Annotated in this window: 11 protein-coding genes; 8 read left to right on the top strand and 3 right to left on the bottom strand. The window is 61.5% G+C overall.

The features are described from left to right. Positions 1-4 precede the first annotated feature (4 nt). Genes PQR08_RS30810 through PQR08_RS30775 form a run of 8 tightly spaced genes read left to right on the top strand, consistent with a single transcriptional unit; the run spans position 5 to position 9,706 of the window. Complete coding sequence (locus PQR08_RS30810) at positions 5-664, top strand: toxin co-regulated pilus biosynthesis Q family protein (protein WP_408163446.1); 660 nt, start codon at positions 5-7, stop codon at positions 662-664. 5 nt (positions 665-669) lie between these two features. Further along, positions 670-2,298, top strand: coding sequence for a type II secretory pathway protein (locus PQR08_RS30805; protein WP_408163444.1), 1,629 nt, complete (start codon positions 670-672; stop codon positions 2,296-2,298). 13 nt (positions 2,299-2,311) lie between these two features. Further along, entirely contained in the window at positions 2,312-3,598 is a 1,287-nt protein-coding gene (locus tag PQR08_RS30800; protein ID WP_408163442.1) for a type IV pilus inner membrane component PilO, read from the top strand. A gap of 34 nt (positions 3,599-3,632) precedes the next feature. Then, positions 3,633-4,193 (top strand): hypothetical protein, encoded by a 561-nt coding sequence (locus PQR08_RS30795; RefSeq protein ID WP_408163440.1) that lies wholly within the window; start codon positions 3,633-3,635, stop codon positions 4,191-4,193. Positions 4,194-4,196: 3 nt separating this feature from the next. Continuing rightward, complete coding sequence (locus PQR08_RS30790; RefSeq protein WP_408163438.1) at positions 4,197-6,632, top strand: GspE/PulE family protein; 2,436 nt, start codon at positions 4,197-4,199, stop codon at positions 6,630-6,632. 12 nt (positions 6,633-6,644) lie between these two features. Then, positions 6,645-7,763, top strand: a complete 1,119-nt coding sequence (locus tag PQR08_RS30785) for a type II secretion system protein (RefSeq protein WP_408163436.1) — start codon at positions 6,645-6,647, stop codon at positions 7,761-7,763. Between the two features lie 11 nt (positions 7,764-7,774). Next, positions 7,775-8,389, top strand: a complete 615-nt coding sequence (locus PQR08_RS30780; protein WP_408163435.1) for a hypothetical protein — start codon at positions 7,775-7,777, stop codon at positions 8,387-8,389. 15 nt (positions 8,390-8,404) lie between these two features. Continuing rightward, positions 8,405-9,706, top strand: a complete 1,302-nt coding sequence (locus PQR08_RS30775) for a hypothetical protein (protein ID WP_408163433.1) — start codon at positions 8,405-8,407, stop codon at positions 9,704-9,706. A gap of 710 nt (positions 9,707-10,416) precedes the next feature. On the opposite strand, the gene PQR08_RS30770 is transcribed toward PQR08_RS30775, so the two are convergent. The 3 genes from PQR08_RS30770 to PQR08_RS30760 all read right to left on the bottom strand — a co-directional run bounded on the left by PQR08_RS30770 (position 10,417) and on the right by PQR08_RS30760 (position 12,296). Beyond that, the gene (locus tag PQR08_RS30770) at positions 10,417-11,538 is read right to left on the bottom strand and encodes a CAP domain-containing protein (RefSeq protein ID WP_408163431.1); all 1,122 of its coding nucleotides are present in this window, start codon (positions 11,536-11,538) and stop codon (positions 10,417-10,419) included. A 209-nt stretch (positions 11,539-11,747) separates the two neighbouring features. Then, the gene (locus PQR08_RS30765; protein ID WP_408163429.1) at positions 11,748-12,122 is read right to left on the bottom strand and encodes a hypothetical protein; all 375 of its coding nucleotides are present in this window, start codon (positions 12,120-12,122) and stop codon (positions 11,748-11,750) included. A 3-nt stretch (positions 12,123-12,125) separates the two neighbouring features. Then, positions 12,126-12,296: a hypothetical protein gene (locus PQR08_RS30760; RefSeq protein WP_408163427.1), complete on the bottom strand. Its 171-nt coding sequence runs from the start codon at positions 12,294-12,296 to the stop codon at positions 12,126-12,128. Positions 12,297-12,302 lie beyond the last annotated feature (6 nt).

Genomic DNA, 12,302 nt, shown 5'->3' with positions numbered 1-12,302 from the left:
CAACATGACGCCTACTTTTTCTCTTCAAACGCATCGCACCGCGCGCATGGTGGCCCACTTGTTCGCGTGTCTTGCACTGACGACCGTATCGGGTCTTGCCGCTGCGGAACCTGATCAGTCTCGCCTTGCGCCGCCGCCCGGTGACGGTTGGCAACTGCTGTCCGCGCCGGTCGCAAAGGCGCCGGTCGTACAGCTCGCGATGGTGGCGCCTTCTGCGCACGTTGCGGCTGCGGTCCCTGTTGTTCCCGCTGCTCCCGCTTCTCCTGCCGCGCTCAAGGCAGCGATCGGTGGCGCTGCGCCTTCGGCGCTTCCGGGTGTTGCCGCGCCGTCACCTGTGGGCTCGTTGGACGTCGCTCCGGTCGTTGTGCCGTCCCAAGGCGGTGCAACGGCCCCCGGTGGACTTTTGACCTTTTCCATCACGCCGCAGGACATCAACATGCGCAACGCGCTCGATCGCTGGCTGCAGCAGCAGGGCTGGCAACTCGCTTGGAAGATCGATGACGACCTGCCGCTCGAGTTCAACGCGACGTTCACCGGGGACTTCAAGTCGGTGCTCACGCAAGTGATGCAGGCGACCAATCACATGCGCACGCCCACGCGCGTCTGCAAGCACACCAATAACGTTATCCGCGTCGTCGCACGCGCAGCCAACTGCCAAGAGTAACCGCCATGCGTCTCACGAAAATCAAATCTGCCGTTGCCATTCTCGTGGCTGCATCGCTTACCGGCTGCGCTGTCTCGCAATCGGACGTGAACCATGCCTATGACGCGACCAATGCTGAAGCCACGCGCGCGATGGGCAATGGCCCAGAGTCGATGTCGCTCGTTGAGGAAGTGCCGACCGCGTTCCTCGGCGACCGGTTGGTGCCGGTCGCCTATGAAGCGACACTTCCCGCGATCTTCCGCGAAAAGTCGGTCGTCTTTCCGGGCAACCTGCCGCTGTCCAAAATCGCCACGCTCGTTTCGACGGCTACCGGCTATCCGGTGCATCTGAGCCCGGATGTGTTCATTCCGCGCGACGCGCTGATTCCGAAGACCAACGCCGGGAACGGGCAGAGCGCCCCGATGCAGCCGCAAGCGATGGCAAAGTCCAACGTTGAGCCGGTGTACGCGCAGGCGTGTAACTGCAAGGTAGGCGCATATCTGCGTGGCGTGACGGAAAACCTTGGCCTCGACTGGACGTTCGATGGCAGCACCATTTCCATCAGCCGGTTCGTCACCAAGACGTTCACGATCGCGGCGATCCCGGGCAAGGTGTCCATCAAGTCCACCATGTCGAAGGGCACGGATACGTCGACCGGCAACCAGGCATCCGGTGGCACCACGGGCGGCACGTCGGGCAATACCGGGTCTTTCTCGTCTATCACGTCGACCGGGCGCGATGGCACGTTTGACCAGATTGCGATCATCCAGTCGGAGCTGGAAAAGCTGAAGTCGCCGCTCGGCGAAGTCGTGGTCAATCCACAAAGCCGCCTGGTGATGGTTCACGACACCAAGGAAGCCGTCGATCGCATGGGCGCGTTGCTCGCGCGCGAGAACGCGATCTCGACCCGTCAAGTCGCTCTGCGAGTCCGTACCCTGCAGGTCGATCTGAGCAATTCGTCGCAAGCCGGCGTGAGCGCCGACATCGTCTTCAACCGCATCTCGGACGGCCTGAAGCGCTACTCAATCTCGGTTGCTTCGCCCGCGTCGTTGGCAACTGCAATTGGCGGCACCGTGGGCTTGTCCGTCTTGAAGCCGGGTTCGCCCATGGAAGGCACCAACGCAGTCATCAGCGGCCTAAACGCCTTCGGCAAAACGGTTCAGGACAACACCCAAACGAAGATGACGCTCAATGGCTTGCCGGTTTCGATCGGATCCTTCGAGACAAAGGGCTACCTCGCTGCAACAACGCCTAGCCTCGGTTCCATCTCGGGCGGTACTGCTGGCGTGCCGGGTCTGCAACCTGGGTCGGTGACGGTCGGTGACTTCGTGAACATCCTGCCGTCGGTCAATGACCACAACCAGATCATCCTGTCGTACTGGAGCGATAGCTCGAAGCTGAATGGTCCGTTCACAACCATCAGCACCGGTTCGGGCGACACGCTGCAGCAGATCCAGTTGCCCGACATCATCGGCAACAAGGACGACCAGACCATTGCACTGTCGGATGGACAGACGGTTGTTCTGTACGGCGCGGTGGGCAATCGCTATGACGGCAGCAGCAACAACGGTATCGGTGGTCTTTCGGGCGCGTGGAATAAGGGTCGTACGTTCCAGGTGATCATGCTGACGGCAACCGTCGTCCCGTCGATGTGAGCGCGGGGTAAAAATGCCTTTGCACTTCGAATCCATACCGGGAGAAAAGGGCGCCAAGCTCGTCTTCGGGCTGGACTGGCGCGCCTACTCCGCTAAGGGTGCCCGCGCCGAACGCCGGCACTATATCGAGGAGTCCGGCGCGACCCACTACGCCGAGTTCAAGTCGAAGGGCGAGACGATCGTCGGCTTCTGCGAGCTCGAGCCAGTGCACCGTAAGGGCGGCAAGCTGTATTCGGCTGCCGCACGCATTGCGTCGCTCGAGCGCGTCTGGCGCCGGCCCGCCGTGCTTGTCCTCATTCAGAACGATGAACTCGTGCATCTAGTGCTGGTGCAACGCGGCGCCGTCGCGCTTGACGAGGCAGTGGCGCTTAACGCGCTCGCCGACAAGCGCGAGGCGATCGAGGACACCTGTGCGAAGGCGGGACTCGAACTATCGACGCTCGGCCACGGTGCGCAACTCCATGCGATCGATGAGGTGTTCGATCTGCGCGAGCTGATCGTCGCGCGCACGGTCGGCCTCATCAAGAAAATCCCGGTCGCCGTGCCCACGACGGTGCCGTTGCTCGTCATCCTCGCTGCCGTGTTCTTCGGCGGCAAGCAGTTGATTGATGTGCTCAACCCACCGCCTCCGCCGCCGGCACCGCCGCCGACATTCATGCAGGAGTACCAGTCGGCTGTCATGCGCACGCTGGCCGCGCCTGCTCCGCTTGCCAATCAGCTTGCACCCAAGCTGCTCGCGAGTTTTGGCGCGCAGGAAACGAACGTCGCGGGATGGCAGTTTCAAAAAGCATCCTGCACGATCGCCGGTCCGTGCGTGGTCACGTACAAGCGACAAGGCGGCACATTCAAGGAATTCGACGCGCGCGCGGCGGAGTCGCTGCGGCCGGTCGTCTTCAACGCTGACGGCTGGCATTTGGCCGCGCAGGGGCCCGAAGTAACGGTGGCCGAACGGGTAGCGCTTGGTGAACAAAAAACGTGGCCCACGCAGCAGGCGCTCATTAAGACCCTGCAGACCGACCCGCAGAAGCTCTCTACCAAGCTAGACACGCTCGATAGCCACGGTTATGTCGTTGACATCAAGCCGGCCGAGCGACTCATTCCGCGACAGCCGCTGGCTGGCGAAGTGCAGGGGCCGCTCGTGCAGCGCGGCACATGGCAAATCGACGGATACAAATGGCAGAGCGCGCTCCTCGCGCGCCTGCCGGACAACATGGCACTGGACACCCTCGACGTCGAGTTGAAGGAAGACGGTACCGGGGTGCATTTCACTGCGAAGGGTAAATACTATGTTCTCAACTAAGTGGCCAGCACGGGCCGCCTGCTTCGGTGCGCTCATGTTCGTCGCCGGCGCGGCGGTTTCGCAGGAAAGTCACCTCACGCTGGACGACATTGACAAGCTCGCGCGCGCAAAGCTCGTCGACTCGATGCGGGGTCCGCAAGGTGGCCAAGGCGGGGCAGCGGCGCCGGGCAACGGCGTTGGCCTTGCTTCGCCGCTCGGCGCGACGCCTGCGGCGGTGACGGCGGCCACACCGGCCGCGCCCAAGTTTGAGCACAAGCCCAGTGTCCCGGTAAAGCGCGTCATTACAGCAACCTTCGTTGGCGCGTATTCCGACATGTCGGGCTCCTACGTCCTGTATGACTATCAAGGCACGACTTATACCGCGCGCAGCGGCAGCCGCTTGCTCAACGGTTGGACCGTCGCCTCCATCGACGGCTTCACCGTCAATCTTGTCGACGGCAAGCGCCACTGGACAGAGACCATCGCTGCGCCCTCCGACGCGCCCGCCGCGATTCCGGACTTGCCAGCCGTCAGGGCGATCACTGATCTGTCATCGCCGCTTCCTCCGGGCGGTATCGCGTCGACGGCTTCCACCTTCGTACCGTTCGGGAAATAAGAAATGGGTCTTTTCGCACAAGAAGAGCAGGGCACACCAGATGCTCCGCGTGGTGGCTTCCTGAAGCGGTTCCGCGCACCGCGCTCGAGCTTCATCGAGCCTGGCGCGGGCGCGGAACCGAAGTTCGCGGCCGGTGAGCCGGTTGCGGGAAAACGGAAACGGCGGGAAATATCGGCTGAAACGGCAACCGAGCAAGCGTCGCCGGAGCGCACGCGCGCAGTGAATCCCCAAGTCACGTTTCTCGGTCGAGCGCTGTCGGGGGGCGACATTGAGGACGTCGAGAGCACAGAGGTTGGCGATGATTGGCACTCGCCGGCGCAGGCGGTGCCTGAGAGAGCCGAAACTCCGGTGCATGCGGCCGACGATGACGTGGCGTTTCGCCCGTTTGTCCCGCCTAGCTTCGAACGACCCACCTTCGCTAGTATGTCTGCGGCGATGGCGGCCAGGGAGCACGGCGTGCAAGTCAATGGTGCAGCCTCGACAGTCGAATCGGTGGCGGCCGCTGCCCGACCGAGCTACAAAGTGCAGCCTGAGCCGCAGCCGATGGCCGCGCCGTCGGCAAGCCTTGCGCACGATGCTGTCGCCGCAGACGATGCGCCTTCCGACACGCACGGCACGTCTGGTGCAAATGCGAGCCCGCTTGCGTTCGAGAAGCAAGCGGATGTCGCGCCTCAGCGGCCCATCGCCTCGGCCGAGAAAAAGTCGATGTCTGCGCTCACGAAGGCAGAGCAGGAGCAGCCAGCGGAAGACGAAGATCAGCCCGAAGGCGGTGGATTGTCTTCCGGGCGGCCGGAACTCGTGTCGCCCGATTCACTTCCTGACTTCAAGCGCATTCTGACCGTAGCGGATGACGACGCCGCGTTGCGCATTCCCGCAGCCGCCCGCAAAGAGTTCGTCGCCGTTGAACTGCAACCGGGTGTGGCGATCACAGTGGCCACCGCAAGATTCGCAGAGAAGGCACAGTACGCAACCTTCATTAAGGATCTGGGCGCTAACGACATACTCGTGCGCGAGGAGATGATCGCGACCGATGCCGTAATCGTCGCAATCTACTCGGGTAAGGCCGCGGCGTCCGCGAACTCCACAGTTCGCGAAGCGAGCCGCGCGATCGGCAATTTCCGGGACATCGTTGAGGCCGCACACGCATATGGCGCAAGCGACATCCATTTCGAGCCACGGGAATTCCACAACGAGGTCGAAGTTCGTTTTCGCGTGAACGGCGACATGTACACGTTTAGCCGCATGCCGAAGGCCATCGTGCGTCGCGCCTTGTTCGCGGCGTACAGCGATCTCGTTCAGCGCAACACGAACTCGGGCAACAGCTTCCAGCCGAGCGCGCCGCAGTCGGCGATGATTCCGCTGGTCGTCAAGACGGACACGGTCAACTTGCGCTGGCAGTCATCCCCGCTCGTTGGCGGCTATGACGTCACGCTGCGTCTGCTCGACGGCAACTTCAAGAACTATTCGGTGCTGCTGCCCAAAGACATGGGCCTTGAGAAGAGCCAGCTTGAGCTGATCGAAACGCTCAACTATGTGAGCGGCGGCATCACGGCGCTCACCGGCGAGACCGGTTCCGGCAAGACGACGACGCTGCGCGCGCTCTCATACATGCTGCCGGATCGGGAACTCAAGAAGCAGTTCGCAGTGAACGAGCCGTCCGAATATCCGATGCCGTGGCTGTCGGACTACTCGATCATCCGCCGCCCGGATGAGACTGACGGTGAAGCGAACCGAAAGTACGCGGAAGTCATCCGAACGCTGATGCGGCAGGACCCAGACGATCTGACGATCGGGGAAGTCCGTGACCGCGTCGTGATGGGATTGGTCGCGGAACTTGCGCTGACCGGCCACCCGGTGCGCTTTTCGTTGCACGCGGGCGACATCATCGCTGCCGTGATGCGTATGGCGGGAGGGCGACTGCAACTGCCGATCGACGAACTGGCTTCCGAGGGATTCATCAATGCAGTCGGCAATCAGAAGCTGATCCCGACGCTTTGCGAGCACTGCAAGCTGCCGGCGGAGGACGTCATGCCCAAAGCTGACCTCGAACTGCTGCGCACGAAGTTCGGCCTCGACACCTCGCGGATGGCGTGCCGCAACTACGACGGCTGCGAACACTGCCGGCTTAAAGGGCTTTTCACGCGCAACGGCAAGGTGGCAGGTGGCACGAAGCGCCCGTCGCTAGCTGCCGAGTTGTATCGCCCGACCCCGGAATTTTTGGAGCGGGTTGCCGAGCGCGACTGGGCCGGTGCGCGCGCAGTTTGGCGCGGCGAGCGTCATACCGGGTTCGATAACGCTGATATGACTGGAAAGACGCTATATGAACATGCTCTTTTCAAGGCTTCGCGCGGTTTGATTGACCCACAATTCATCAATCGCTCGATGCAGTCGTTCGCGCAGTACCGCGTGATGCCCGGCGTCGATGGCTTGATGGTCTAAACCTGGTCCTCCATGATCACCACGTTCGCAAAGATGCTGCCCGTGCGGCAGCAGTTGCTCGTCGCGCGCTGGCAGTTTCAGAAAGTGCGCGAGGACTTCTACCGCGAGACGCGTCTCGATATCGCAGCGAAGGGCCTGCGCAACACCGAGACGTTGTTCGACCGGCTTGAAACGTACGAGAAGCGCAGCCGTTCGCGAGGCAAGCTCGAGTGGCGTGTGTTCGCGCGCATCCGCGAGACGATGCAGCGCGGGGAAAGCTTCGCGCTCGCAATCAAGCCATTCGTCCCTGGGGACGAATACGCGCTGCTGGACATCGCGGATGAGTCTTCGCGCGAAGATGCGGTCGTTCGCGGCTTCGAGCTCGCGGAAATGGCAGCGAAGGCTAAGCGCGTGCTGTCGTCGACCACCTCGGTGCAGATGGCATACCCGGCGTTGCTGCTGATATACATGTACGCGTACTGCATGTTGTTTGGCGGCGTCATATTCCCGCAGGTGCTTGACGTCCGGCCGCTCGACCAATGGCCCGATCTTGGCCGGTTCCTCTATCACGTCGACACGTTCTGCTACGAGTACTGGTGGCTCACGCTCACGGCGATGATCGGCCTTGTGCTCGCTTATTTTTCGAGCCTGAAGCGTTGGTCTGGGCCTCTGCGCGACAGGTTCGACCGCATGCCGCTACTTTGGCGCAATCGCCGCGATCTCCGCGCGGCGCTGCTCATCGTCTCGCTCGCAGGCCTGTTCGACTCCAATCTCACGCTGCGCGCGGCGCTCGACCGGCTTCTCAAGACGGCCGATCCGTGGCTGCGCTGGCATTTGAAGATCATGGATCGACGCTTGACGGCCCGATCCGATGAGCCGATGCGCGCGCTCGACACCGGCATCTTTTCGGTCACGATCGTCGACACGATCACCGACGCTGCGGGCCGCGATCTGTTCGAAGCCGCTATCAAGAGTCTAGGCCGCGAGTCGCTCGATCGCGTCGTCGAAGCAGTTAAGCGCAACGCTCGAACGACGCACTTCATCCTGCTCGGCTTTGCTGCCGCACTGTTTCTGACCCTCGGCATTGGCTCATACGTCGTGACGGGTGCCGTCAACCTCACATCGGGGAATCCCGCCGCTTCAAGCTATTAAGGAAAACCAAAATGACCAACGACCACATGCAACCAGTCCAAATCGACCCGATCAAAGAGCGCCGGGCGCGCATTCTTAAAATTGCCCGTGCCAAGAAGCAGTCGGGCGAGCTGTCGATGATCGAGGCAGGCGCGGTGATGGCTGGCGCTGCGCTACTCGCGCTGGCTGTCTATGCGGGCGGCAAGTACGTGCTCGATCTGATTCATTCGTCTCAGTTCAAAAGCGAAGCCCAGATGTTCCACACCGGGATCCTGAACGCGACGCAGAACGACGCCGATTTCTCCTCTGAAACGCTTACGGTGCTGGCGCAGAATCACGCCTTTGATTCCGCGGGATCGCGCGTCGCATCGGACAAGTCAGCGGTCAAGGGCATGTTCAACGGCACGGTGACGGCTGCCGTCGGCACGCTCGTTACCTCGAATGATTCTTTGATTCTGACGTATCCAGTCACATCGACGGTTTGCTCCCTGAGTGCCGCTGCGCTGATCACCGTCTATACGCAGGTGACTGTCAACGGCACAACCATTTTTTCGCCGACGGTCACGTTCAACCCGCAGACGGTCGCCACTGCATGCGCGTCGAACGGCGCGATGGCGTCGATGGGACTGTGGACCACCCGTACCTGATCGCGGACCGCCGACATGGGAAGCATTCTCGAGATGTTGATCGTCCTGGTCGGCGCGGCCTTGCTGACGGTACAGGGTATCAAGGAAGACATCGCTGCCAAACGCCAGAATCTGCTGCAGATCGAAGGGCAGAACATTGCGTCGATCAATTCGGCGCTCGGCAGCTACATCACCAACAACTACGCGTCGCTCATTCCAGCGGGGTTTTCGCAGACGACGTCCACGCCCATCGCTGCGCCGACCCTTGTGCAGCTGAGCGCGCAGTCGAACAACAAGGTCGCGTTTAAGAACGGGCCGTTCTGGGGCGGCACTTACCAGATCGCGCTGTCCGTTGTGCCCGACAACTGTTCGACAGCAGCGGGCAATTGCCATATCGCGTCGCAAATCTATCCAAGCCTGCCGCTTATCAGCATGACAGACAAGACGGCCGACATCGCCGGCGCCGGTGTCCTCGCTGCGGCCGGGGGAGCGCAGTTCGGCTACTCGACAAACCGGGCGCCTGCGACGGTCACCGGGATCCACGGCGGGTGGACATTGCCTAATCCAGTAGGCAGCAAGGCTGGGATGGTCCTCGCGATCAATGGATTCGGTGCGGACGGCAATTCGCCGTATTACCGCCGTGATGGCGCGCTCCCGCTGACAGGCACGATGAACGCGAATAATCAGGACATGCAGAACGTCGGCAACGTGACCCTCGGCGCAAACAAAGTCCTGAGGTTGCAGGCAGGTAACAGCCTGCAGATTGACAACGGCGCGATGTACTACGGCGATAGCGTCAATGCCGCGGTGCGTACCAAGGGCAACCTCTACGTGCAGAACTATCAAGGCAGTGGGCCCGCTGGTCTTAACGTTGGAGACGTCAGTTCGTCGGGGACGGTTTCCGGCAACACCGTGAACGGTAACGTTGCAAATATTAATTACAGCGCGAGCAATTGCGGATGGAACGGCGTGACGATCCGCAACAACCTCATGTACGTGTGCAACAAGTGGGGCAATTGGGTGGGGGTGAGCAGCTTGGTCACCAATCACAGCAGCGATGCGCACTACAGCGGCTACTACAACGGGTGGGGTGTCAATCCCCCCGCGTGCGGAGCAGGGGGAACCGCGTGGTATCGGATAACTCCACAGACTCTCACGACCGACTACGCGAACCACAATCCCCCGCTTGCTGGTGCTCGCTTCATGATGGGCTGGAATGGCAGCCAGTGGGTGCTCCAGATTTACAACGTGCTTGCGGATGGCGCTAACAGCCTGATAGCCGATCAGTTGGGACTTCAGGCTGAGATCGACGTCGGCTGTTCGTATCCCAATCAATAAGGAAAAAAATGAAAGTAATCGGGATTGCAGGCGTCATGCTTGCCGTTGCGTGCGCTGTCAGTGTTGGGAACGGGGCTGACGCCGCTGACGTCTATCAGCCGATCGGCGTGCCAGTTGCCCCTGGTTGTAACGCCGGGTATTCGTGGCAGAAGCTTGGCGTTCGGTATCAGTGCGCCACGCCGCCACCATCGTGCCAGTATGGATTCGCTTCGGGCCCGGCATGGAATGGAAGCGGATGGATTTATTCATGCAATGCGCCGCCTCCGCCGCCGCCGGTGATCCAGCCTCCGCAGGGGGGCATTGATAACCCCGTTGAGACTGCGAAAGCCAACTGTGCTGCGCGCGCATTGCAGGACGGCATCACGCTGGGGCCGCTGACGAGCCGGGTCCAGTACCAATCGAGGGGATATTCGCAGTGGTATTACAACACGTCCATCGGGACCAAGTATTGGACCAAGACGGACGGTACCCAGAGTAACGTTTATGAGGTCGTGTGCACAACGATGGATGACACAGGGGCCTGGGCGTCTGTCGGCGGCGCCGGTCCCTACGCTGTTTTCATGAATCAGGACTGCATGATCGGCGGTGGAGCTTGCGGAGGGTAAAGTCTTAGAAGGATGCAGCACTCGCCAGTGAAAAACGCCCCGTGTTTCAGCGGGGCGTTTGCTTCACCTCAGCTAAGATCGGCAAGAGCAGACCCTAGCCTAGTTTCATTGTTGATGTTGTTGCGCGGCGGCCGTCGTGAAGCTCCACGATGCCGAAACCTGCGTTCCGTTGCGGGCGCCCGCGAACGTCACCGTATAGGTGGTGCTCGCCTTGAGAGCGGTCAGCGGAAGGAGAACTGCAGTCCCGCTCGGCAGCAGATTGTTCGGATCTGCCACGGTCGGTGCCGTTGATCCGGCCACGGCCGTCGACCGGACGAGCACACGGGCTGCAACCGCCGCACCGGTGTTATCGGTCAGCGTGTACTGGCTCACCGTCAAAGTGTCGATCCCATTTGCAGCCTTTACACGAACCAAGATCGGGCGTCCCGGCGCCGGCAGGTCAGCGGCCGGATTAGTAGCCTCGGCGCGCATCGCCAGGGCAACGCCCGTTTCATTGCTGTAAGGCGAGTGAACGACCGCTGTCTCGGAGATTTGCTGGCCGCCGACCGACGAAGCAGTGTTCGAGCCGGGGGGCGGACCCGAAACACCGGTGGACGTGCCGAAGTCGGTCGTACATGCATAGAGCGGATACGTGGAGGTTCCCGGCGTGTAGCCGATGCCGATCGTCTGCTGCGTGTTTGTGAGGCCGACCAGGTGGTAGACCGATGCAAGTGCTTGTCCGATGCAATCAGCGGCGTCCGCAGCGGGCGTCCCGCCCGGCACGCCCGCTGCTATATTCTCCGCAATCCACTCCATCGCCGGTGCCCCGGCCTTCTGCGCGCGAAGCAGTGGCGTGTCGCCATAATAGTTGGCGTTGCCTGCCACTTCGTCGTGACTCAAGGACGTGAGCACGCCGTCGGCGAGATTGCTAAAGAGGTACAGCGAGTGAGCCTGCGCCGAGGTGTCCAGAATCGGATCTTGGTTGAGCATGCCGACACCCATCGCATTGCGATAGGCGTTCACCTGATTGAAGGCTGCAAGCTGGAATGAGTTGGCAACGTAGGTGGGCGTGTTGGCCGACGTTTGCGGCGCAACACCGCTTGTCGTGTCCGTGTTCGCAGGGCTGCTCGCGCCGGTAGCGGGCGCAGCCGATGAGCTTGAGCTACCGCCGCCACCGCCGCAAGCAGCCACCAGCAGCGATGCAGCGATCGCGGCCATCGAGAGTTTGAGGTTCTTCTGAATCGTCATTTGTTGTTTCCGATCTAGTTATTGCAGTCGCCCCCGCGATCTGCTTACTTTCATCTTATCGAGCGGTGTCCGAAGTCAAGGCGACTTGGAAGTCCGCCTCGAACCCGCTTTCCTCGTTGTTAAATCGCCGTTGACCAATGGCGGCGCACGCATTTTGGTACCCGGTGCGGGTTCGAAATTCGGCACCGTTGTTTGGGCGCAACCGTTTGCTACCGGTCGTTCGCGCGGGCGCGGAAGTGCTTCACCCGCAAGGCGATGAAAACGACGCTGAGCACCACGGCGACAACGACGGGCTGCGTCGCGCCGACTGAAGAGAGAAGCAGGGTGCCGCCCCAAAGGAGAATAAGGAAGGTAGCCAGCGCGCCGAATGCTTTGCTTTTCGACACAGCCGCGAACTGCCGCCGGCCTGAACCGAACTGCTGGGCGAAACGAACATTGCTTCGCTCAAGGTCGAATGCTTCGTTTCGTTGTGCCGTCGCCCGATCGGCGCGGTAGTGCCTCTCGTACCGTTGGAATCGCGCGTCGCCGCGGCCTTCGAGCCACGCGGCGACGCTGTCTGGAAAGAGGTAAGCGAAGTCCTGCATGGGTCAGTGCATCACGTCTGATTGGAACTCGATCGCACCTATTGCATCGGTGATGCAGTGTCCGTCGGACTCGGCGTGGTAATCGCCGGTCACTAAGTCGAGCCAGCCGAACTGAGAGCGGCCGTCGCGGGAGAAGACCACCAGACCGGCCTCGACGTTGAATTCATGCGGCATCAACAA

Source organism: Caballeronia jiangsuensis (assembly GCF_046030135.1).
GTDB classification, from domain to species: Bacteria; Pseudomonadota; Gammaproteobacteria; order Burkholderiales; family Burkholderiaceae; genus Caballeronia; species Caballeronia jiangsuensis.
The sequence above is the reverse complement of the archived record's forward strand: the minus strand, read 5'-3'. Positions and strand labels throughout refer to the sequence as shown.